The organism is Thalassospira sp. CH_XMU1458 (genome assembly GCF_037027205.1).
In the GTDB taxonomy this organism is placed as follows: Bacteria; Pseudomonadota; Alphaproteobacteria; order Rhodospirillales; family Thalassospiraceae; genus Thalassospira; species Thalassospira tepidiphila.
The window spans coordinates 1,428,206-1,449,950 of sequence record NZ_JAYMDW010000001.1 but is presented as its reverse complement, the minus strand read 5'-3'; the positions used below and the strand labels follow the sequence as shown (position 1 = coordinate 1,449,950).

The 21,745-nt window shown below is 55.8% G+C and carries 19 protein-coding genes; 7 read left to right on the top strand and 12 right to left on the bottom strand.

The features are described 5' to 3' along the window. Positions 1-23 precede the first annotated feature (23 nt). On the top strand, positions 24-1,103 hold the full coding sequence (locus tag WBY09_RS06445; protein WP_063088877.1) for a response regulator: 1,080 nt from the start codon (positions 24-26) through the stop codon (positions 1,101-1,103). On the opposite strand, the gene asnB is transcribed toward WBY09_RS06445, so the two are convergent. Further along, positions 1,071-2,930 (bottom strand): asparagine synthase (glutamine-hydrolyzing), encoded by a 1,860-nt coding sequence (asnB, locus tag WBY09_RS06440; RefSeq protein ID WP_336232285.1) that lies wholly within the window; start codon positions 2,928-2,930, stop codon positions 1,071-1,073. The two genes, WBY09_RS06445 and asnB, sit on opposite strands and share 33 nt — an antisense overlap. 11 nt (positions 2,931-2,941) lie before the next feature. Then, positions 2,942-3,214: a ribbon-helix-helix domain-containing protein gene (locus WBY09_RS06435; RefSeq protein ID WP_336232284.1), complete on the bottom strand. Its 273-nt coding sequence runs from the start codon at positions 3,212-3,214 to the stop codon at positions 2,942-2,944. 75 nt (positions 3,215-3,289) lie between these two features. Here WBY09_RS06435 and WBY09_RS06430 point away from each other — a divergent pair, with 75 nt between their 5' ends. After that, entirely contained in the window at positions 3,290-4,075 is a 786-nt protein-coding gene (locus tag WBY09_RS06430) for a phosphodiesterase (RefSeq protein WP_336232283.1), read from the top strand. Here the strand turns inward: WBY09_RS06430 and queG are convergent, their stop codons facing one another. From queG to WBY09_RS06390, 8 genes are all read right to left on the bottom strand, one after another. Continuing rightward, positions 4,076-5,230, bottom strand: a complete 1,155-nt coding sequence (gene queG, locus WBY09_RS06425; protein ID WP_336232280.1) for a tRNA epoxyqueuosine(34) reductase QueG — start codon at positions 5,228-5,230, stop codon at positions 4,076-4,078. Positions 5,231-5,350: 120 nt separating this feature from the next. Beyond that, the gene (gene queF / locus WBY09_RS06420; RefSeq protein WP_120224514.1) at positions 5,351-5,818 is read right to left on the bottom strand and encodes a preQ(1) synthase; all 468 of its coding nucleotides are present in this window, start codon (positions 5,816-5,818) and stop codon (positions 5,351-5,353) included. Between the two features lie 3 nt (positions 5,819-5,821). Next, the gene (gene tgt, locus WBY09_RS06415) at positions 5,822-6,964 is read right to left on the bottom strand and encodes a tRNA guanosine(34) transglycosylase Tgt (RefSeq protein WP_197145574.1); all 1,143 of its coding nucleotides are present in this window, start codon (positions 6,962-6,964) and stop codon (positions 5,822-5,824) included. Between the two features lie 6 nt (positions 6,965-6,970). Next, positions 6,971-8,023, bottom strand: a complete 1,053-nt coding sequence (gene queA, locus WBY09_RS06410; RefSeq protein ID WP_197145575.1) for a tRNA preQ1(34) S-adenosylmethionine ribosyltransferase-isomerase QueA — start codon at positions 8,021-8,023, stop codon at positions 6,971-6,973. A gap of 120 nt (positions 8,024-8,143) precedes the next feature. Continuing rightward, a complete protein-coding gene (locus tag WBY09_RS06405) occupies positions 8,144-8,689 on the bottom strand; it encodes a VUT family protein (protein WP_064779569.1) in 546 nt (181 codons plus the stop codon). A 231-nt stretch (positions 8,690-8,920) separates the two neighbouring features. After that, on the bottom strand, positions 8,921-10,447 hold the full coding sequence (locus tag WBY09_RS06400) for an inorganic phosphate transporter (RefSeq protein WP_040822812.1): 1,527 nt from the start codon (positions 10,445-10,447) through the stop codon (positions 8,921-8,923). 170 nt (positions 10,448-10,617) lie between these two features. Next, on the bottom strand, positions 10,618-14,196 hold the full coding sequence (locus WBY09_RS06395) for an AsmA family protein (protein WP_197145576.1): 3,579 nt from the start codon (positions 14,194-14,196) through the stop codon (positions 10,618-10,620). Positions 14,197-14,331: 135 nt separating this feature from the next. After that, positions 14,332-14,616, bottom strand: coding sequence for a hypothetical protein (locus tag WBY09_RS06390; protein WP_197145577.1), 285 nt, complete (start codon positions 14,614-14,616; stop codon positions 14,332-14,334). Positions 14,617-14,662: 46 nt separating this feature from the next. On the opposite strand from WBY09_RS06390, the gene WBY09_RS06385 reads away from it, so the two are divergent. Beyond that, positions 14,663-15,499, top strand: a complete 837-nt coding sequence (locus WBY09_RS06385; protein WP_120224508.1) for a DUF2189 domain-containing protein — start codon at positions 14,663-14,665, stop codon at positions 15,497-15,499. Between the two features lie 272 nt (positions 15,500-15,771). Then, entirely contained in the window at positions 15,772-16,860 is a 1,089-nt protein-coding gene (locus WBY09_RS06380) for a lipid A deacylase LpxR family protein (protein WP_197145579.1), read from the top strand. Between the two features lie 66 nt (positions 16,861-16,926). Here WBY09_RS06380 and WBY09_RS06375 read toward each other — a convergent pair whose 3' ends face one another. Further along, positions 16,927-18,330 carry an FAD-linked oxidase C-terminal domain-containing protein gene (locus tag WBY09_RS06375; protein WP_197145580.1) on the bottom strand — a complete coding sequence of 468 codons (1,404 nt, stop codon included), beginning with the start codon at positions 18,328-18,330 and terminating at the stop codon, positions 16,927-16,929. A 276-nt stretch (positions 18,331-18,606) separates the two neighbouring features. Next, positions 18,607-19,314, bottom strand: a complete 708-nt coding sequence (locus tag WBY09_RS06370) for a TIGR00266 family protein (RefSeq protein ID WP_336232275.1) — start codon at positions 19,312-19,314, stop codon at positions 18,607-18,609. Between the two features lie 249 nt (positions 19,315-19,563). Here WBY09_RS06370 and WBY09_RS06365 point away from each other — a divergent pair, with 249 nt between their 5' ends. The 3 genes from WBY09_RS06365 (at position 19,564) to WBY09_RS06355 (ending at position 21,723) form a co-directional block, all read left to right on the top strand. Beyond that, a complete protein-coding gene (locus WBY09_RS06365) occupies positions 19,564-20,598 on the top strand; it encodes a sensor domain-containing diguanylate cyclase (RefSeq protein ID WP_252723964.1) in 1,035 nt (344 codons plus the stop codon). 157 nt (positions 20,599-20,755) lie between these two features. Then, positions 20,756-21,232 (top strand): GNAT family N-acetyltransferase, encoded by a 477-nt coding sequence (locus tag WBY09_RS06360; protein ID WP_197145581.1) that lies wholly within the window; start codon positions 20,756-20,758, stop codon positions 21,230-21,232. Positions 21,233-21,465: 233 nt separating this feature from the next. After that, a complete protein-coding gene (locus tag WBY09_RS06355) occupies positions 21,466-21,723 on the top strand; it encodes a YjhX family toxin (protein WP_197145582.1) in 258 nt (85 codons plus the stop codon). The last annotated feature ends 22 nt before the right edge of the window (positions 21,724-21,745 follow it).

Genomic DNA, 21,745 nt, shown 5'->3' with positions numbered 1-21,745 from the left:
GGCGCCGAATCGGTCGATGCCCAATGGAAACGAAGATCATCGAGGCCCTTAATCAGGCACAGACAGGCATTGCGCTGTTTGATGCAGACGAACGGATTGTCTTTGCCAATCCGGCGTGGGAACAATTGATCTCCGGGATTGCCGAGGAAGACCTGATCTTCAATGAGACCGAACTTGCCGATGGCGGCATGATTTCGGTGTGCTTCGTCAAGCCGCAAGTCCCGCAGTCCGAACGTCTTGAAACGGCCAGCTCTGCCAATGATGCCAAAATCGGCACCGTCATCATTGCCGATGACAGCGAAAGCAACCGCATGGTGGCACGCCGCATTCTGCAGGCCGAGGGATATGGCATTGTCGAGGCCAGCAATGGCCAGACGGTGTTGAACATGCTCAAGCGCGGGGTGAATGCCGACCTGATCCTGATGGATGTCGAAATGCCCGATATGGACGGGCTGCACACCACCCGCCGCATCCGCCATATGAGCGGGCCGGTTTCGCGCACACCGATCATTGCATTATCCGCCCATCAGTCGCGTGACTGGAATGTTATTGCCCGCCAGTCGGGTGTTGATGATTTCATCAACAAACCCATCCAGCGGCAAAAACTGATCAAAACCATGCAGGAACTGATCACCCGGCGCAGCGGCACCACAGGCGATCCGAACGCAGCCCAAAAACGCAGCAAGGGGGCACGGATCGGTCGTCCGTACCGTCCGGAATCCCTGACCAGTCCTGTTCTTGATGTGCGTATTCTTGAACAACTTTACACCGATGCCGGGGACGAAGGTGCGGGATGCGGTATCGAGATTTTCATCAATGAAACGGAATCCCGTCTGGTCAAGATTGACAAGGCCCTGTCAGAGGATGACATGACCACGGTGCGCAACGAAGTTCATGCGCTTAAAAGCACGTCCGGCACCTTTGGACTGCGCCAGCTTTCCGAACTTTGCGAAACCACCCAATCCGTATTCGAAGACAATGATCCGGATGAAGACCGGCTGCTTTCACTCTCGCGCCAAGTGGTACAACTGGCCCCGACGGCCCTGACCGCGCTCAATCTGTATCGCAGATCACGCAGTATCAGCAGCGCACCCCATATCTGATCCATCCAGTCCAAGCCAGATTTGCCAGACCATCAGCGCCCAGACACTAAGCGCCATATCCAGATCCTTGCCCGCAACGGCGCGCTTCCAATACGCCGTCTTGTGATCGTGCGTAATCGCGACATCAGCGAAGATCGCCTCAAGAATTCGGTTCTCATCCCCCCAAACATATCGGCCAAGCCCCAGAAGCCACTCTGTGACAGGCGGATTAAAGCCGATCTTGTGGTTCTGAATATGGCCCGCTGGCAGATAGCGGGTGATTGCCTGACGCCACAGGGATTTGGGACCGTATTTAAGATGTTGCTTCGCCGGTACTGACGCCGCGATGCGCACAACATCATACGCCAAAAGCGGCAAGCGATATTCAAGCCCATGGGCCATCCCGCAACGATCCGACATCAAAAGTTGATTGCCTGGAAGCGTCACGTCGCGATCAAAATCCATCATCGCGTCTGTCAGGCTGCCGCGCAAATCAGGATGCGGTGTAATTCTGGCATCGCATTCGGGTATCACACACCGGTTGTTCCAGACGGCAAAGGCATGATTGCGCGCCCCTGATCCGCCAGCAAGAAAGCGATGGATTTCCCGTCGACTGCCCGCACCACACAGCTTTGCCGTCAGTCGCCGAACCGGTCTTGGCACATGGCACCAGTATGTCTCGTAAAGCTGTGCGGCCCGATATCGCGGATAGCCGCCAAACAGCTCATCCCCGCCATCACCTGACAGACATACTTTGACATCGGCACTCACCACTTTTGCAAGGCATCGCATCAGGACGATCGACGGATTGGCAAAGGGCCCGCCGACACTTTTCAAGGCCGCCACAAGCTCCTGATAGATGTCCTCTGGCTGCGTCGGGGCTGCAACGACATGCAGTTCTTGCCCGAGATGCCGACAGAGTTTTTGCGCAGCCTCCGTTTCATCAAGGGCCGGATCATCAAACCCCATCACGAATGCCTTGGGAATACTCTGTCCGCGTTCGCGCGCAATATCGCACGCCAATGCCGAGACGCCAGCACTATCCAGCCCCCCCGAAACCAGACATCCCACTTCGCAATCCGCATCCATCGCATCGGCAACCGATTGACGAACAGCAGGCAGCAAGTCGCTAGGCGTCGGTATCTGCGAAGCCTTGTCGGCCCGATATGCCGGGTGCGCGATGTGGCCTGTGGAAACCTCACCCGCCTGCCAGCGCATGAGCGTACCGGGCGGAAGAAGTTTTACGGCCTCTTTCCCGGTGTCGGGTGCGGGCACAAACAGATGGGCAAGATATGTCGATTTGACTCTCTCATCACGCCCCAGCGGAGAAATTGCAGAAAACGCCGATATCTCTGACGCAAAGGCAATGTGACCGCTTGGACGGCTCAAAACATAAAGCGGTTTGATGCCCAGCGGATCACGCGCCAGCCACAGACAGGATTGCGCCACATCCCACAAGGCAAGCGCATATTGCCCCGACAAGGTTTGGAGCACCTGTACAGGATCACTTCCCCGCCGGATTGCGTCGGACATCAATTGCAGAACAAGTTCCGCATCATTCCGGGTTTGGAATGTCAATCCGTCGCGGGTTACCGCCTGTATCTTGCGCCGATGTCCCGCGATATAGCCGTTGAAAACCAGAACAAATCGCCCGTCCGCACTCACAATCGGTTGGTTGGCCTGCCCCGTCAGATCGGTGGTGGCAAGACGTGCGCAGCCAAGGGCGATCTTTCCATTTGGGTCAAACCAGACACCCGAACCGTCCGGCCCCCGATGGACAAGACGTTGGAGCATCGCATCCACGGCACTGTGATCGTCTGGTTGGGTAGAGCCCGCAATGCCACACATGGATGCCCTGCTTAATTCTGGTCGCAGAGGCTTTCAGGATCGGACGGTTCAACTTCGTCCGCGCCCCCTGCCAACCGATTTTGCAGGTCGCGCAGGACAAATAGCCGCAAGGCACTCGACAAGTTGCCTTCGCGGTCGGTGTCAATTTCGACAACCAGTTCAGCAAGTGTCATGGCGCGACGTTGTGCAATGCCGACCAGTTCTTCCCAGAAGGCATCTTCAAGCGAAAAACTCGTCCGGTGCCCGGCAATTGTCACTGATCTTTTACGAACGGCATCTTCCATCGGCGTTTATATCTTTTCACGAATGGTAAAAACGACCATGATTTCAAAAGCTTTCCGCCATGATAGGGCATCGACATGAAATTCATACATCTTTCCGACCTCCACATTCTGGCGCGAAATGATGTGTCGCGCCTGCCCGATGCGGCCGCGACGCTCTGCAAGGTCATTGACGAGGTAAATACCTATCACAGCGACGCGGAAATCTGCATTATCACCGGCGACATCACCCATCGCGGCACGCCGGAACAGTATGAAAATGCTGTCGATATTTTATCTGATCTTGCCATTCCCTATCTGATCATTCCGGGCAATCATGACATCCGCGAAGCATTTTGTGATGCCTTTCCGACAACCGAAACCGACACCCACGGCTTTGTCAATTTCGGCCAAACCTTCAACGGCGTGCGCTTTGTCATGATGGACAGCGTCGTTCCCGGCCACCATCACGGCACGCTTTGTGCGCAACGCCTTGACTGGCTGCGCGATGAATTGACCGCGCATCGGGATACGCCGACCTTCCTGTTCATGCATCATCCGCCAATTGCAATGGGCCTGCCGTTCATGGATACCATCCGCTTGGATGCCGAAGACGCACTTGGTGAAATCGTATCAAGTAACCCACAGATCAAGCATCTGTTCTTTGGCCATCTGCATCGCCCGGCGACAGGTACCTGGCTGGGCGTGCCGTTCGTTTTGGGCAACAGTACCCAGTCGGGCGAACCACTTGATTTCCGCCATGAAACGGAAGAAGAACTTCAGGATCCCAACCCCCTTGGACCGGGCTATGGCATTGCCTTTGCCGATGCCAAGGGCGGGCTTCGTTATCACTTCAATTTCGTGAAGTTCGATATGCAATTGTGATCAGGCGGCGTTACTGGCCTGATCCCATTCCGCCAGAACCACCGGATCACTCTCGATTTTCGCGTGCATGTCCTTGAGGTTAGCAAATTCAGCAGCGCTCATCAGTTGCGACAGCGCCCAGACCGCACTGGCACGGATCAGGGCACTTTCATCTGACAGCAGATTTTCAATGCGCGGGATCAGGCGCGGTGCCTTGCTATTGCCGGCTGCAATCAGAACGTTGCGCAGGAACTTCGCCCGCCCAATGCGCTTGATAGGCGATCCGGCAAAGAAAGCCCGAAACCCTGCGTCATCCAGATCAAGGAAATCGGCCAATCGTGGTGCCGTCAGTTCGACGCGCGGAATAAAGGCCAGTTCTTCGGTCCGGGTCGCAAACTTGTTCCAAGGGCACACGGCCAGACAATCATCACAGCCATAGATGCGATTGCCCATGGGTTTGCGAAATTCCAGCGGGATCGGCCCGTCATGTTCAATCGTCAGATACGAAATGCATTTACGCGCATCAAGCTTGTAGGGCGCCGGAAAGGCATCAGTCGGACAGGCCGACAGGCATTTGGTGCACGACCCGCAATGATCGATTTCCGGTTCGGCTTCCGGCAGATCAAGGGTCGTAAAAATCTCGCCCAGAAACAACCAACTGCCAAATTCCCGCGACACAAGATTGGTGTGCTTTCCCTGCCACCCGATCCCGGATGCCTGCCCCAACGGCTTTTCCAGAACCGGGGCGGTATCGACGAAAACCTTGACCTGTTCCGCCCCACCGGATTGCTCGACAACCCAGCGCGCCAATTGCTTCAGGCGCTTTTTGATCAGGTCGTGGTAATCCTTGTTCTTGGCATAAACCGAAATCATCGCCCTGTCGGGATGATCCAGCAGTGCCATCGGGTTTTCCGCCGGGCCATAATTGCTGCCAAGGACAATCACTGATTTGACATCAGGCCACAGCATTTCCGGATCGCGCCGGCGCGGCAAACGTTCCGGATCATTCATCCACGCCATGGAGCCATACTCACCACCCGCGACAAATTCATCAAGACGTTGCTGATTGCGCGCATCAATCTTCGGACGCGCCACACCACAGACATCAAAGCCGATTTCACGGGCTTTGGCCTGAAGCAGTTCAAACGTGATATTTTGGCGCGTCCTGGTGGTCATGGCATCCGTTCAATCATCCGGCCTGTTTATTCTTTGGCGCGTTATATCGCCTTCCAATCATAACGCAAAAGGCCGCAACATGATGCTGCGGCCTTTTTAACAAACTCATAAACGCAGGCTCTAGCCCCGCCCGCGATACGGGGCCACGCCCTGTTCGGGGATCCAGACACCTTCGGGTGCCGGTCCGGTCTGGTAGAACACGTCGATCGGAATCCCGCCGCGCGGATACCAATACCCCCCGATACGCAGCCACTTCGGATCAAGGGTTTCGACAATCCGCTTGCCGACCTTGATCGTGCAATCTTCATGGAAAGATCCATGGTTGCGGAACGACGTCAGGAAAAGCTTCAGCGACTTGCTTTCAACCAGCCAGTCACCGGGCACATAATCAATCACCAGATGGGCGAAATCCGGCTGGCCGGTGATCGGGCAAAGGGATGTGAATTCAGGTGCGACAAACCGCACGCAATAATCGGTTCCGGCCTGAGGGTTTTGTACGCGTTCCAGAACCGCTTCGTCTGGCGATGCCGGCTGTTGGGTGTCACCGCCCAGCATGGTCAGGTTGTCGTAGATGGTTTGATCAGCCATGGCTTAGTCCTCGATAATCGGCATGGGATCGATGTCCCCGCCTTCCTGTCCGGCATGGAAATCGCGCGCGAAGGCGTCCATGCGTCCGTCGGCAATCGCTTCGCGCATGCCACGCATCAAGTCCTGATAATAAGCAAGGTTATGCCAGGTCAGCAGAACCGCACCGAGGATTTCCCCCGCCTTGATCAGGTGATGCAGATAGGCACGCGAATATTTCGTGCAGGCCGGGCAGCCGCACTGATCATCCAGCGGACGATCATCATCGCGATGGCGGCCGTTTTTAAGGTTCAGCGTCCCGCGATGGGTAAAGGCCTGTGCATTGCGCCCGGACCGGGTCGGCAGCACGCAGTCAAACTGGTCAATGCCGCGCATCACCCCACCGACAAGATCGGACGGCTTGCCAACCCCCATCAGATAGCGCGGCTTGTTGGCAGGCAGCATATCAACGCAGAAATCAAGCGTATCAAACATGATCTGCTGGCCTTCGCCCACCGCAAGACCACCAACCGAGTGGCCCGGCAGGTCGAGCTCAGCCAGCTTTTCGGAGCTTTCACGCCGCAGGTTTTCAAAAACGCTGCCCTGCTGAATGCCATAAAGCGCATAGCCCTCGCGGTTAACAAACGCATCCTTCGACCTCTTTGCCCAGCGCATCGACATCTGCATGCTTTCGCGCGCTTGCTGTTCGGTTGCCGGGAACGGGGTGCATTCATCAAACGCCATGGTGATGGTCGATCCCAAAAGATGCTGGATTTCCATCGAGCGTTCGGGTGTCAGGTTGAACTTGCGACCATCGATGTGGCTTTTAAACGTCACACCTTCTTCGGTGATCTTGCGCAGCTTCGCCAGTGACATCACCTGATACCCACCGCTATCGGTCAGGATCGGCTTGTCCCAGTTCATGAATTTGTGCAGGCCCCCCAGACGTGCGATGCGTTCTGCACCCGGACGCAGCATCAGGTGGTACGTATTGCCCAAAAGGATCTGCGCACCCGTGTCGGCAACGTTTTCCGGCAGCATGCCCTTCACCGTGGCGGCCGTCCCCACCGGCATGAAAGTCGGCGTATCAATCACGCCGTGCGCGGTGTGGATGCGCCCCAGACGGGCCTTGCCATCCTGGGCAAGCAATTCATAGCGAAATTCGGTCATCGGTTCTTATGTCCGTGCATCAATTTTGTTGGCGCATTCAAGCAGGCTGCAATCGCCATAGGAATAAAAACGGTATTCGTTGTCGATAGCGTGCTGATAGGCCGCCTTCATCCGCTCAAACCCGGCAAAGGCCGACACCAGCATAAACAGGGTCGAACGCGGCAGGTGGAAATTGGTCAGCAACATATCCACTGCGCGGAATTTATAACCGGGCGTGATAAAGATGTCGGTCTCTGCCTCGAACGGTTCAACCACCCCGTCCTCGCGCGCCGCACTTTCGAGCAGACGCAGAGACGTGGTCCCGACCGCAACCACACGCCCGCCATTGGCGCGGGTTTCGTTGATCAGATCGGCGATTTCCTTGCTGATCGAACCCCATTCGGCATGCATCTTGTGATCATCGGTATCATCGACCTTGACCGGCAGGAAGGTACCCGCCCCGACATGAAGCGTAATCGTCCGGCGATTGATCCCGCGCGCATCCAGATTGGCCAGAAGTTCCGGGGTAAAATGCAAACCCGCCGTCGGGGCTGCCACCGCGCCATCCTTTTGGGCAAAGATGGTCTGATAATCTGATTTATCCTGATCATCGCCACCGGCGTCACGCCGGATATAGGGCGGCAGCGGCATCACGCCGTATTTTTCGAGTGCCGCAATCAGGTCAGCACCGGATTTGTTAAAGCGCAGGGTCACTTCGCCGCCGTCCTTCTTGGCAAGAACTTCGGCTTCGAATTCGTCATTGACCTTGAAGGTTTCCCCGATGCGCAGCTTCTTGGCCGGTTTGGCGAAGGCCACCCAGGTGCCAAGGCCTTCCTGTTTATGCAGGGTAACCTCAACCTTGGCATCCCCACGTTTGCCAAACAGGCGGGCCGGGATCACACGCGTATCATTTGAAATCAGCAGATCACCGGAACGCAAAATATCGGGCAATTCGCGCACGATGCGGTCCTGCATTCCTTCGCCTGACAAATCAAGCATACGGGCAGCATCACGCGGATTGGCCGGATGTTCGGCAATGCGTTCGCGCGGCAATTCAAAATCGAACAGATCGACTTTCATGGATCAGGGAAATTCCGCTCAATTAAAAAAACAAATGAAGGGGCGTGTTATGCGCCCCTTCAGAAGAAATCACAAGGTCACGGACGGCATATCTGATACGCCTTAGGGTCCAAACCGATATCAGCCGCGGGCCGGTTCCGCATCAGTGCGCGGTGTAATCACCGTCATCAAAAGACGGAACGGCGCCAGACAGGTAAGCGCCATGATCATCTTGGCAGCGAAATCACCCATCGCCCAGGTATCCCACGGAAGACCCGTACCGGCAAACGCGATCGAGAAGAACAAGGCGGTATCAACCGCCGACCCGATGCCGGAAGACACCAGCGGTGCTTTCCACCAGCTTGCACGGCGCAGTTTGTCAAACACGGTCACATCAAGCATCTGGGCAATCAGAAACGCCGAACCCGATGCGATGGCAATGCGCGTATCCGCAACGATCAGGGACAGAACAACCGCCAGCGCAAAACCGGCCAGCACGACAACCCGTGCCGCCGCCGCACCGCGGGCACGGTTGGTCAGGTCCGTAACAAGGAAAGCGACCGGATAGGTAAAGGCACCATAGGTCAGCCAGTCCGCCAGAACGCCGGGCAGCGGGTATTCGACCAGAATGTTCGATGCAACAACGGTCACCGCCATGGCGAGGACACCGAAAATGATCGCTTTCATCTGTTAGCCCTTCTCATCAAATGAACCCACGCATAACAAAACTCGCGGCCCACCATACTGGGCGACGATCACGAACGGATTCTGTGTAACTTTGGTGCGGCTGTTTACGCGCAGACCAAGGTCCGGTCAAGGAAAAACGGCGATCAGGAAAACCTGATCGCCGCTGCAGATCGCTGCAAGTCGCCCCGGGGAAAATGGGGCGCCGCGCCGCGAAACCATATTCGTTTTAAGTTACAGCATGATGCCACGAATGGTGAAGAACAGAAGCGCGCCGAGGAAGGCACCGGCCGGAACCGTCACCACCCACGCGGTTGCAATCGTCACCGCATAGCGACGACGCACCAGAAGACGCTTGCGCATTTTCTTCTCGGCCTTTTCGGCCTCACTCGGGTCAATCTGACGAAGCGCTTCGATATGTTCATCGCCCTGTTCGTTTTCCGGACGGTCCACCAACATCGGCGATGCGACCTTACGACGGCGATGCGACAGGCTTTCACGCAGGAAACCAACCCCGAACACAGCACCAACCGCAATGTGGGTCGAACTGACGGGAAGACCCAGTGCAGATGCGACAATCACCGTAAGGGCCGCCGACAATGCCACGGTATAGGCACGGATCGGATCAAGCTTGGTGATCTTTGATCCAACCGTCTTGATCAGTTTCGGACCAAACAGGATCAGACCGGCAGAAATACCAAGCGCGCCGATGACCATCACCCAGATCGGGATCGGGGCCGAGGTCACGATCTGACCGCTATCAACACCGGAAACAATGGCGGCCAGCGGACCAATCGCGTTGGCAACATCGTTCGAGCCATGCGCAAAGGACAGCAAGGCTGCTGAGACGACAAGCGGAATGCGAAACAGCGATGCGATTTCCTTGCGACGGCCGGTCATGCTGGCCGAAGCACGGAAGACGGCCTTGCGAACCGGGATCACGGTCAGGAAGAACGCGGCAACACCAATGGCGATCACAACCGGTGTTTCGGCCTTCCAGATTTTCTTCACACCCTTCATCATCAGATACATCGTGAAGGCCGAGACCATAACGCCGACCAAGATCGGAACCCATTTGCGTGCAGCGGTCACGCGGTCTTCGGTGTAAAGAATGCGGAATTTGATAAAGGCCAGGAACCCGGCAGCAATCAAACCACCCAGAACCGGCGAGATCACCCAACTTGCGGCGATTGTGCCCATGGTCGGCCAGTTTACCGCCCCAATGCCAACGGCGGCCATACCAGCCCCCATGACACCACCAACAATCGAATGCGTGGTTGAGACCGGCGCGCCAAACCAGGTCGCCAGGTTCAGCCAAAGGGCCGCGGCCAGAAGGGCTGCCATCATCGCCCAGACAAAGGTTTGGGCATCGGGCATTTGGGTGGGATCAATAATGCCGTTCTTGATCGTGCCGACAACATCGCCACCGGCAATGATCGCACCGGCGGCCTCGAATATGGCCGCAATCAAAAGGGCACCAACCATGGTCAGCGCCTTGGAACCCACCGCCGGACCAACATTGTTGGCAACGTCGTTGGCCCCGATATTCAGCGCCATATAACCACCGATAACGGCGGCGGCGATCAGGAAGCCACTTTGCGGCAGTCCGCCCATGTGAAAGGCGACAAACGCACTACAGGCAAGCAGGAAGACAAGTGCCAGACCAAGCTTCGCACTGATCGATGCTGTTTCACCCAGCCCCGCATCCATGCGTTTTTGCCACTTGAGATCCTTATCCAGAGCAGTTTTCTTTACCGACATAATCAACCGTTACCATCAAAGGGAATCGACGGGCGGATCATGTCGAAGCCGGACCTCTTTGTTAAGGTTTTTTTGCTGTTTTATGACGACCTTCGGATAAGTCTTTGAGGATAAAGAAAAACGGCCCCACAAAACGGGGCCGTTTTCCAACATTTTCAAGGGATTTGATATCAGCGACCGAACTGGTTCAAAAGCCCCTTCAGCAGGCCTTTGGCCGCATCCTCGGCAGAGCCGCCACCAGAGCCACCCGTTCCCGATGAATCATTGCTTGATCCGCTGCCGCCCAGTGCCTTGTCGATCAGGTTGTCGAGAACCCGAACGGCAACCTTGTCCATGCGTCCGGTGATGACCGGATCATCGATCTTGCCTTTGGCATAGACGCTGAACGGCGGCAATTCTTCGATCTTTTCGGAGAAATCGAAATCAGCCTGCGTATCCATCACCCAGCGCGGCAAATCAAGGGTCGCATCCGCATCCGCTGTGCCGACCCGCGACAGTGCTTCGACACGGGTGGTTTTGGCAATGCCGTTAGTGATGGTCATGTCGGCTTCAAGCGATTGCATGAGATCGTTGTTGCCAACACCTTCAACCACCATGGCCTGCGGGCCCTGACGCAGAAGTGCTTCGATATTCAGGCGCGGATCCGGCGGCCGTTTATCGGCATTACTGAACCGCACATTATTCAAAACCAGATTGGCTGTACCGTTCAGGGCCGACACCAGACGGCGGGATGTATTGCCCTGCGCATTGGCATCAAATGTCAGTCCCAGTCCGCCAAGGATGGTGTCACTTGCCACCCGGATCGGCACCAGACTTTCGATCCGCGCACTGTCCAAACGACCGGCAAGGGCCAGTTTGGGCACATCAGTGTTGCGCGCATCAAAGGTGCCGTTAATCGCAAGATCCCCCTGCCCCAGAAGCCCGGTAAAGCTCGGAATGCTGAGAAGCCCGTTAACCAACGTTGCCTTCAGATCCGGATTGATCAGGCTGTAGGTATCGAAATCAAGCTGATCCAGGGCAACCGCAATATCAGCATCAATCGAACGAAGGGCCGAGACATCAATCACGGTGTCATCCCACGGCGTGCCGTCGCGGGCATCAACGCGCGTAACCATCGTGGTTTTCGGCAGATTGAACGCTGCCTTGCGCGGGCCGCTGCCCATACCGGGCATCAGGCTTGCACGCTTTTCTGCTGGCAGGAACGGATCCACCACAAGCTTGCCACCGGAAAGTGCGACAGAAAGCTTGGGCTGTGCCTGTGAAGCATCAAAGCGCACGTTGCCCGACGTTTCAAATGCGCCGAGGATAAGCTTCAGCCCATCGACCGCGACATTCTGCGCATTGCCCTTCACAGTGCCGGAAACTGCCAGTCGGCCGAGATTGCCCGATGGCGTGTAGGTTGGTGCCAAAAGCTCCAGCGCACGGTTCAGGCTGGATGCCTGAACGGCAAGCTTGCCATCAATGCCGGGATTGCTGCCGAGCATTTCCGAGACAACGCCATCAAGAGCAACCTGCAAAAGCGGGTTGGACACATCAAGTGCAACCGTCGGCCCGGTGACCGGGCCATTCAGGTCCAGATTTGCCTGAACACTCTTGTAACTGCTTGCCGGTGCCGGGAGGGTAATACCCGTCAGCTTCGCCAGCGGCTCCAGCGTTTTGGCCGTGATACGCACGGACAAATTATCAAATGCCGGCACATCGGCCGAACCGTTGAATGCGCCCTTTGCACTGGCGGCAAGACCAGCTGCATCGGCAACCGCAAAATTGGTCAGGGTAATATTCGGACCATTAAGGCTGCCATCAATTGAAATGCCACGCACCGACACACCAGAAGAGATGATCTCATCAGCGGCCAATCGGTAATTGGCGGCCATGCCTTCAAGGGGTGCCAGCGCATCCTTGATGATCTTGACCATATCCTGCTTGGCAGCAGACGCATTGCCCGCATCCGATGAAGATGATGCCGCACCGGTCGATGCATTGCCGCCCGCCTCAGAAGTCGTAGAGACGGAAACTTCGGCATCCGGCGCAGCCGCGATATACTGATCAAGGTTGATCCGGTCGAGCTTCAGACCAATGCCCAAGGCAGGCAGGCCCGATCCGCCGAGATTGGCAACAACAGCCCCGCGAATGGCGGTGTCATCGACGCGAAGATCAAGATCGGAAATATTGAGTTGTTCGGATGTGCCCTTGATCCCGCCGGTCAAGGAGAACCGGCGCAGACGGTCGGCACGAATGCCGTCGACATCAACACCCAGCCAACGCATGACCGCACGAATGTTTTCGGATGCCACTTCATAGCTAAGTGCGGCACTCAAGTCCGGCGTATTACCGGAAATGCTGCCAAAGACAGATACATCTGTCCCGCCGGGAAGACCGGCAGAGACTTCGTTCAGCGTGATCTTGCTATTGGCAATTGCGGCGTTGATCCGCGCATTATGGACCGGCGTCTGGTTGTAGATCAGGGTTTCGACTTCAAAATCGATCGACGCCTTCAAATCCGCCGGGATCGCCGGTGCATTGGCAGCACCGTTTTTCTTGACCGAGCTTTGCGACGGGATCGATTGTGCGCCACCTGCCGCGTCGCTTGATGCTTCCGGCGCGCTGTTGGCGTCACTGGACGCAGGCGATGCGCCTGTATTGCCCATATCGGCCAGAACAAGGATGCTATCAAGATCAAGCTGATTGAAGCGAAGCGCAACATCGGCATTGAGGCTCGGTTCCTGATCGATGGCAATCGCGCCAGATCCGCGGGTTTCACCAAACCGGATCGAAAGATCATTGAGCGTTACCGATTTGGCATTGGCCGTGATGTGCCCGCCAAGATCAAACGGCTTGGCCGCTATATCGGGAATGTCGGCATCGTCGCCGGCAATCCGAAGGGCGGCTTCGCGCAGGTCATCGAAATTGCCATCAATCTCGCCGTCGAAACCGGGATTATCCGTTGAAAGATCGACACGTCCGGCAACGGTGACACCGCCATCGACCTCGTCAATGCCCAGTTTCAGGCTAACCGGGAACGGTGCAGTCTGGCTGATCTGCCCGACATTCATCGCAAATGTTAGCGGAATACCGCGATAGAAAACATACCCTTCACCCTCCATCGGGCCATTCAGGGTCTCTGCCGATATGCCAAGGGTAAGCCCCTCGATCCGTTCTTCGGAGCCCGGCGCGCGATAGATGATGGTCGCGTTTTCAATTTCCAGACGGTCGACCTGAATGGTGCTGGCGAAATCACTGTCGGTGCTGTCCGTAGCATCAGCCTTGCCCTCGGCGCTCTCGGCTGGTGCCGGGGTGGTTTCAGTACCTGTACCCGGCGTGCTGATCGTTCCCGCGTCCGGGCCGGAACGTGCGGCCTGCGCTGGGTCAAATACCAGATTGTTCGAACCATCTTCAAAGGTCTCAATCGCGATCACCGGATTGATCAGGCTGACTTCGGTCACCTGCACATTGCCGGTCAAAAGCGGCATCAGCGCAACGGAAACCCGGACCTCGTCAATCGACACCATTTCGGCATCCTGTGCGCCCGGTACATTGCCAAGGCTGACATCCGTTGCCGACAGGGATGGTGACGGGATCAGCGACATCGACAGATCGCCCGCAAGATCAAGCTCACGTCCGGTCGCCTCGCGAACAGCCTGGCTGACCTCGGCCTTATAGCCATTCCAGTCAATCAATGACGGAATGATCAGCAACGCGGCGACAAGAACCACGAGAAGTGCACCAATTGCGACAAGGATTTTTTTCAACAGTCAGGCTCCGCTAGATCGCATGGTCGCCCCGCCCAAAAAGGCCGCGACCCACAAAGGTTTGATTTCTTGTTCGAAAGCATAAGGCTCGTGATGACTCTCGCAACAGAAAATGGCCAAAGATTAAAGCTAATTTCAGGCAAGCTTGATCCATCCGTAACGCCGGGATCGTGCGATGAGTTCCATCGGCACCATCTTCATGTGTGTCAAAGCAGGGCTTTGATCAAGCATCGGGCAGATATTGCACTGTTTTGAAAAATTAAAAATAGAACCGGAATACCCGGAAAGAAAACCTTTAACGCCATTTGCGAATTTACCAAACGGCGAAATACGTAGTTTAAAATCAATTGGATGGTGGAAATCGGCCTCCGAAATGATACATTTTATAAAACAGAAAAAGAATTCAATCCTGACTTTCATTCCACCCGGATGATCGTTGTACGCAATCGCGACAGGGAGGATTAAAATGACCGATACAATAATCGAAACGCCGGAAAAAGCGGTCGACGCCGGTCAACGCGGAATCGTTGTACGCACCATCACCACCGACCAATCAGGCGCCTGGCTGCAAGCAGGCTGGCGCGATTTCAAACGAACCCCGGCCATCGGCCTGACCTATGGGGCGTTTTGCACCATTGCCGGTTGGCTGATCGTGCTCAGCATTTTCCGTTCTGGTGAACCTTATCTGACCTTGCCACTTGCGGCGGGCTTTATGCTGTTGGCACCTGTGCTTGCGGTTGGACTTTATGAAACCAGTCGCCGTCTTGAGATGGGCGAAAACGTTACCCTGTGGCACAGCCTGAATGGTTTTCGTCGCAATCCCGGCCAGATCGGCGCCATCGGTGTTTTGCTGATGTTGTTCTTTTTGGCGTGGACACGCATTGCGATGTTGCTTTTTGCCCTGTTTTACAACGGCACCATGCCATCGCTTGATGTGCTGGTCTGGCAAACCTTCTTCTCGCGCGATGCAATCACCTTCCTGATTACCGGCGGTTTGCTGGGTGGGGTGTTGGCGGTGATTGCCTTTGCGGTATCGGTGGTATCGATCCCGCTTCTGGTTGATCGCGATGTCGATGTGATTACCGCCGTTATCATCAGCGTTTCGGCGTTTCGCAAAAACTGGAAGGTTTTGATTGGATGGGGGGCCGTGATTGCCATCCTGTCTGCTTGCGGGATGGTCGTCTTCCTGTTCGGGCTTGCCATCACCATGCCGCTTCTGGGCTTTTCAAGCTGGCATGCCTATCGCGGGATCATCGATGAAAGTCAGGCTGAAGTCGCCCGCCTGCGCCGTCAGGTTCCGTAAGCATCTTTCTGCTAACTGATCTGTAAACGCCGCCCATTCCAAGGGCGGCGTTTTTTGTTGCGCAAATTATTTGCGCAGAACCGACGCATGCATGGGAACAAATATCTCGACCAGCAGTTTAAGCTTTGTGGCGATTGACCTGCGTATAAGGCAGCGAGATATCGATCACGCACCCGCAAACTTCACTGGCGTCGTTGCCATAAATTGTCCAAGATCAGTCGGCAACAGATCAGCATCTGGCAACCATCTGCATTTACGAGTTATTTTTGATCATGCATCAAGCCCGTGCGCTCCGCCACGTTATCGCCGTTTCCGCATCCCTGTTCGCGCTGCTTGCGGGTACCCAAGGGGCTTTTGCACAAACCAATACAGCCGATGGCCCGCAATCTACCCGGACCCCGGATGACAAATGGGGTGTATCGCTTTCGGTTGAAAACGATCTGTTCACGCCGACAAACAGTGATCAGCATTACACCAACGGTGTGCGGCTTGCCTTTATCTCGCCAGAGGATAATGCCCCGGCGAGCTTTCTGAACGTTGCCAAGCAAATCCCGTTTTTCGCATCCGAGGGGCGCATTCGCACCAGCTATTCTTTGGGCCAGACCATGTACACGCCCGACGACATCACGGTTGCTGAAAATCAGCCCAATGACCGCCCATGGGCCGGGATGCTGTATGGCACGGCGGGGCTTTTGTCGGATACTGGTCTGCAGAAAAATGGATCGGATAGTAACTATTCGCGCATTGATACGCTGGAACTGACCCTTGGCGTGGTTGGTCCGGCATCGCTTGCCGATGAAACGCAGTCGTTTGTGCATAAGCAAATCAATAGCCCCCACCCCGAAGGCTGGGACAATCAGATCAAGAACGAACCGATAATTGGCCTGACCTATGAACGGAAATATCGTGGCTGGTTCGAAGCCGATCTGTTGGGTGTTGAATTTGACGCCACCCCGCACGGGGCCGTGACGCTGGGCAACGCCTTTACCAATGCGGAACTGGGCACGATGTTCCGGATGGGCTTTGACCTGCCGGCTGATTATGGCCCGCCGCGCATCCGCCCCAGCCTGCCGGGATCGGATTTCTTTGTTCCCGACACCGAAGGCTTCCCGCTGAGCGGTTATGTCTTTGCCGGTTTTGCCGGGCGTTATGTGGCGCGTGACATCACCCTTGATGGCAACACCTTTGCTGACAGTGCTTCGGTCGATAAGGAACCATGGGTTGGTGATTTGCAGATCGGTCTTGCCGTGATCATCGGTCAGGCGCGCCTGACCTACACCCATGTTTATCGCACCCCGGAATTCACCGCCCAAAGCGGGGCGGACCAGTTCGGGTCGCTTTCGCTTTCCTTCCGGTTCTGATCCGAAAACAAAAACGGGGCCAAATGGCCCCGTTTTCAATGAGATATCCCTATTGGTCTGATGATATCAAAGACCCGGGATCAGCTTGCCCGGATTCATCAGACCTTTGGGATCAAGGGCGTTTTTGATCGCCCGCATGACGGCAATGGTGTCTTCGCCATGCTCTGTCACCATGAAATCAAGCTTGCCATAGCCAATGCCATGTTCGCCGGTGCAGGTGCCGCCAAGTTTAAGCGCCCGTTCGACCATGCGCTTGTGCAGACGGTTGGCTTCTTCCATCTGGGCCGGATCCTCGGGATCCAGCAGGATCAGGGTGTGGAAGTTGCCATCGCCGACATGACCGATGATCGTGCAGGTCAGCGGGCTGGCATCGCAATCAGCACGGGTTTCAGAAATTGCCTCGGCCAGTTTGGAAATCGGCACACAGACATCGGTCGGCATGCCGGCCTTGCCCGGTTCAAGCTGAAGCGACGCGTAATAGGCCTTGTGACGTGCGGCCCAAAGCTTGTTGCGGTCTTCCTGGCGGGTGGCCCACTGGAATTCCTCGGCACCGAATTCCTCGGCAACCGATTGGACGAATTCTGCCTGTTCCTTCACCCCGGCTTCGGTGCCATGGAATTCGAAGAACAGGGTCGGGGCTTCCTTGTGGTCCAGCTTGGAATAGTTATTCACTGCACGGACCTGCAACGGATCAAGGAACTCGATACGGGCGACAGGAATGCCAGCCTGGATGGTCAGGATGACGGTGTTAACCGCATCTTCCACCGTCGGGAAGGCGCAGACGGCGGCCGACATCGCCTCGGGGATACCATACAGCTTCAGGCCGATTTCGGTGATAACACCCAGCGTTCCTTCGGAACCGACAAACAGACGGGTCAGGTCATAACCGGCTGATGATTTACGCGCGCGGTTGGCCGTTTTGATGATTTTGCCATCCGGGGTCACCACGGTCAGGCTAAGGACGTTTTCACGCATCGTGCCATATCGCACCGCATTGGTACCTGACGCACGGGTCGCCGTCATCCCGCCGATGGAGGCATTGGCACCCGGATCAATCGGGAAGAACAACCCGGTATCGCGCAGATGATCATTCAGCTGTTCACGGGTCACACCGGCCTGAACGCGGCAATCAAGATCCTCGTTATTAACCTCAAGGATGTTGTTCATCTGTGAAACGTCAATGCAGATACCCCCACGCAGGGCGGCGACATGCCCTTCAAGCGACGAACCGGTACCAAACGGCACAATCGGAACTTCGTGCGCAGCACACAGCTTGACCACCTCGGCCACTTCCTCGGTCGAGTGGGCAAAGACCACAGCATCCGGTGGCGATGCTTCATGCCAGCTTTCGTCCTTGCCATGCTGTTCAAGCACGGATGCGGCCGTCGAAAGCCGATCACCAAGCATCTCGCGCAAGGCGTTGATCAGACTTTCCGGGGTTTCGATACGTTCATATTCACGAACTGACATGATTTTACTCTTTCGGCCTGTGTGGTCCTGATGGCGGCTGTCGCTTCCCGGTGCGCCTCAAATCTGTGGGGAAGACAGCACCGGATAGAAATTTGGCAAACACCCTACGCCGAGATGCCCGAAATTGGTATTACCTTTTGCCCAAACCTTGCAAAAAATTCTTACGGTCGGGATCTGAAAAGGATGTGGAGATATCGCGCAAGCCCAAGTTCTGGCGATATCTCCACCCGTTTTTGACACCATGAAACGGCATCGGATTACGCAGGGCCCGATGCCCTAGCCCTTGTTGCGATCCTGTGGCAGGGCGGCGGCAATCCGGTCTGCCAGACGCGCGAATGGCAGGCTTTGCAGCCAAACTGTCCCCGGCCCTTCCAGGGTCGTGACGAACAGGCCTTCGCCGCCGAACAGCGCGTTGGTAAACCCGCCAACAAACTTGATCGAATAATCAACCGATGGCGTCATCGCGACCAACGCACCGGTATCCACCCGAAGCGTCTGGCCCGGCTTAAGATCCTTGCGAATAATCGTGCCGCCCGCATGCATGAAGGCCAGGCCATCGCCGCTCAGCCGTTGAAGGATAAAGCCCTCCCCACCGAAAAGACCTGCGCCGAGTTTTTTGGAAAAGGCGATATCAATATCTATGCCCGATGCCGCGCACAGAAACGCATCCTTCTGACAGATAATCTCACCACCATGTTCACCCAGATCAAGCAGCACCACCTTGCCCGGATAGGGGGCGGCAAAGGCGACATGCCCCTTGCCCGATCCTTCATGGACAAAGCTTGTGATAAAGAATCCCTCGCCCGTCAGCATGCGCTTGAAGCCGGAAAACAGCCCGCCACCGGTACCGGTCTGCATGGCGATGCCATCGCTCATATACATCATGGCGCCAGCTTCTGCCCGGACGCCCTCGCCCGGATCGAGTTCGATTTCAACCAGCTGCATCTCTTCGCCATGGATCGTATAATCGATCACGTCTGCCATCTGGGCGTCTCCTGCTTTTCTGAACTAACCGTGCTTTACGGCCAAGTTTGGAACCTCGCGGTTTCAATCGCAAGAAAAAGGGGCAAAAACACGACAAGCGCCCCCAAAGTCACCAAAGACCATCAATTTTGCAGAACTATACGTGAGACTGAAACACCCTCGTCAAGATGTTGAAGCGAAAGCATTTTGTTAAGAGGTTTCGTATAGTCCTAATAATACCATGCTATAATGTATATTACGGCGATCAGGATGATTGATCGGCTTCGGACAAAGGCACTTGCGATGGTCTTGCTTAGGAAATTCGACTGGATCACTCAGGACGAGGTGATGAAGGCGTCGCTTGATAAGTGGCAACGTGTCGTCGACCTGATGACGCAGCTTCTTGGTGCCACGGCCGGATATGTTGTCGAATATAATGACAAGATCGGTTTTCGCGCCGCCCTGACAAGCAAGAACCCGGAAAATCCGTTTCCCGAAGTTTCGGGAAAACCGCAATCGCTTGACGCCAATTTGTATTGCCGCCGGGTGGTTGCCACAAAGTCAGCCTTTTACGAACCCGACGCCAGCAACAAGCCCGAATGGGCCGACAATCCCGAAGTCGTCGAGGAAGGCTATATTTCCTATTTCGGGGTGCCGCTTTTGTGGCCAAATGGCCTGGTTTTCGGGACCCTTTGCGTGTTTGACACCAAAGCCACGCAGTATGAAAACCCGTTGCAGGAATTGATGGAGGTCTTTCGCGACCTGATCGAAGCCGATTTGCGCCTGTACGAGCAATACGAAATCATGCGCAACCTCTCGATGACCGATCCGCTGACCGGCATGAACAACCGCGCCGGGTTTGAGATGCTGGCCCATCAGAAAATCCGCATCGCCAAACGCTATCACCACAATATCGGGATCATCTTTATCGATCTTGATGACATGAAACACTGGAACGATGATTACGGCCATGCCGCCGGGGATGCTGCCCTTCGTGCCGTTGGCAAGGCGATCACAGACAGCATCCGCGAGGTTGATATTTGCGGGCGCATCGGCGGGGATGAATTCGCTGTTCTCGGCTATGTGCGCAATCGCGGCGATCTGACGACCATTGTCACCCGTGTGCGCAACGCCCTTGATCACGTCAAACTTACCGTGCCGACCGCCAAATCCCCGATCCGCGAAACACCGCAAATCAGTTCCGGTGCGTCGGTCTTCTTCGAGCCGCTTGATAAAAGCCTTGAGGACATGATGGCGATTGCCGATCTCGAGATGTATCGCGACAAAAAAAGCCGCCGCAAATAATCGCCCACCAACGCTTGGCCCAGCGACTGCCTGCGCATATCCGAACTGTCATCCCCACCCTTGAAGGCAGTATGTCATTAACCTCCCGGTATTGTTTTTAAGTGAAACTGATCTCAAAGGGTCTGACCCGAAAGAACAATGACTTAGAGCGCACGACATGCAAATACGCAAAGGCACCGCAGACGACCTGCCTGAAATACGTGCGATTTCCGAACGCACGATAGAGCTCGGCTGTCTGGTCGAAGACCTTGATGAGACAACCAGCATCCATGCCCGCAGTGTGATTGAATTGGCGGTTGATGCCTTTTCCGCCAGTGTGCAGTCTGACAATCACTCGGTCTATGTCGCCGCCCGCGACGATAATCTTCTGGGCTATGTCATTGCCATCCATGATGCCCCTGAAATCCGCTGGATCGTTGTTGATCCCGCAGCACAAGGCACTGGTGCGGGCAAGGCATTGATGATTGCCGCCCTTGATGCCCTGGCCGAACGCGGTGTGCGCAGCAATGTGCGCCTGACCGTCCCGGCGGCCAATGAACGCGCCAAGGCGTTTTACCGCAAGTTCGGCTTTATGGTCACCGGCCCGATCAATGACCAGAAAGTCCCGATGATTGAAATGCAGCGTGCCGCTTGACAAATGCGCGCAATCGGACAATTTTTCGTCCGAACCTTAATCGGAGATTTTATGTCAGAGTCCCGGCACAGCCGCTGATCGCGGTTTGACAGCCTTGCGTCTTTCCTGCTTCCAGACCGCTGATCAGCAGATCGGACCGCCTGCCCGACCTTAAACCGGGTGCGCGTGACCGGTACTGTTGTGCCCGTCCCGATCGAAAACCGTTTTCCCAACTGGTTTTCGGACTCTGACCGATGAATATTTCAAAGAACGAACAGCGCGTGTTGCATGCACTCGCACAAGGCGGCCTGATCAAAGTGATCAAGGACGGCAAAAACCATGTTCTTGAAGCAGATTGCATTACCCGCGACGGCTGGTTTCTGACCGCCTGTACGCTTGAAGTCTTCAAGAAGCTGCGCAAACGCCGACTGATCCGATCACAACGCGGCGGACCTTACCGCATTACCCGTGAAGGATTGCTCGCGGTTCGCGCAGAACTATGTCAACGCTAGTAGCAAAGCCCGGCCCCAAAAG

What these genes read in the sequence shown, in the direction of transcription:
- WBY09_RS06405 (WP_064779569.1), bottom strand. Translation starts at nt 8,689, where the DNA reads ATGAAAGCGATCATTTTCGGTGTCCTCGCCATGGCGGTGACCGTTGTT.
- WBY09_RS06445 (WP_063088877.1), top strand. Translation starts at nt 24, where the DNA reads ATGGAAACGAAGATCATCGAGGCCCTTAATCAGGCACAGACAGGCATT.
- queF (WP_120224514.1), bottom strand. Translation starts at nt 5,818, where the DNA reads ATGGCTGATCAAACCATCTACGACAACCTGACCATGCTGGGCGGTGAC.
- WBY09_RS06375 (WP_197145580.1), bottom strand. Translation starts at nt 18,330, where the DNA reads ATGTCAGTTCGTGAATATGAACGTATCGAAACCCCGGAAAGTCTGATC.
- WBY09_RS06435 (WP_336232284.1), bottom strand. Translation starts at nt 3,214, where the DNA reads ATGGAAGATGCCGTTCGTAAAAGATCAGTGACAATTGCCGGGCACCGG.
- WBY09_RS06385 (WP_120224508.1), top strand. Translation starts at nt 14,663, where the DNA reads ATGACCGATACAATAATCGAAACGCCGGAAAAAGCGGTCGACGCCGGT.
- WBY09_RS06370 (WP_336232275.1), bottom strand. Translation starts at nt 19,314, where the DNA reads ATGGCAGACGTGATCGATTATACGATCCATGGCGAAGAGATGCAGCTG.
- queG (WP_336232280.1), bottom strand. Translation starts at nt 5,230, where the DNA reads ATGACCACCAGGACGCGCCAAAATATCACGTTTGAACTGCTTCAGGCC.
- queA (WP_197145575.1), bottom strand. Translation starts at nt 8,023, where the DNA reads ATGAAAGTCGATCTGTTCGATTTTGAATTGCCGCGCGAACGCATTGCC.
- WBY09_RS06360 (WP_197145581.1), top strand. Translation starts at nt 20,756, where the DNA reads ATGCAAATACGCAAAGGCACCGCAGACGACCTGCCTGAAATACGTGCG.
- WBY09_RS06430 (WP_336232283.1), top strand. Translation starts at nt 3,290, where the DNA reads ATGAAATTCATACATCTTTCCGACCTCCACATTCTGGCGCGAAATGAT.
- tgt (WP_197145574.1), bottom strand. Translation starts at nt 6,964, where the DNA reads ATGACCGAATTTCGCTATGAATTGCTTGCCCAGGATGGCAAGGCCCGT.
- asnB (WP_336232285.1), bottom strand. Translation starts at nt 2,930, where the DNA reads ATGTGTGGCATTGCGGGCTCTACCCAACCAGACGATCACAGTGCCGTG.
- WBY09_RS06380 (WP_197145579.1), top strand. Translation starts at nt 15,772, where the DNA reads ATGCATCAAGCCCGTGCGCTCCGCCACGTTATCGCCGTTTCCGCATCC.
- WBY09_RS06390 (WP_197145577.1), bottom strand. Translation starts at nt 14,616, where the DNA reads ATGAAAGTCAGGATTGAATTCTTTTTCTGTTTTATAAAATGTATCATT.
- WBY09_RS06365 (WP_252723964.1), top strand. Translation starts at nt 19,564, where the DNA reads ATGATTGATCGGCTTCGGACAAAGGCACTTGCGATGGTCTTGCTTAGG.
- WBY09_RS06355 (WP_197145582.1), top strand. Translation starts at nt 21,466, where the DNA reads ATGAATATTTCAAAGAACGAACAGCGCGTGTTGCATGCACTCGCACAA.
- WBY09_RS06400 (WP_040822812.1), bottom strand. Translation starts at nt 10,447, where the DNA reads ATGTCGGTAAAGAAAACTGCTCTGGATAAGGATCTCAAGTGGCAAAAA.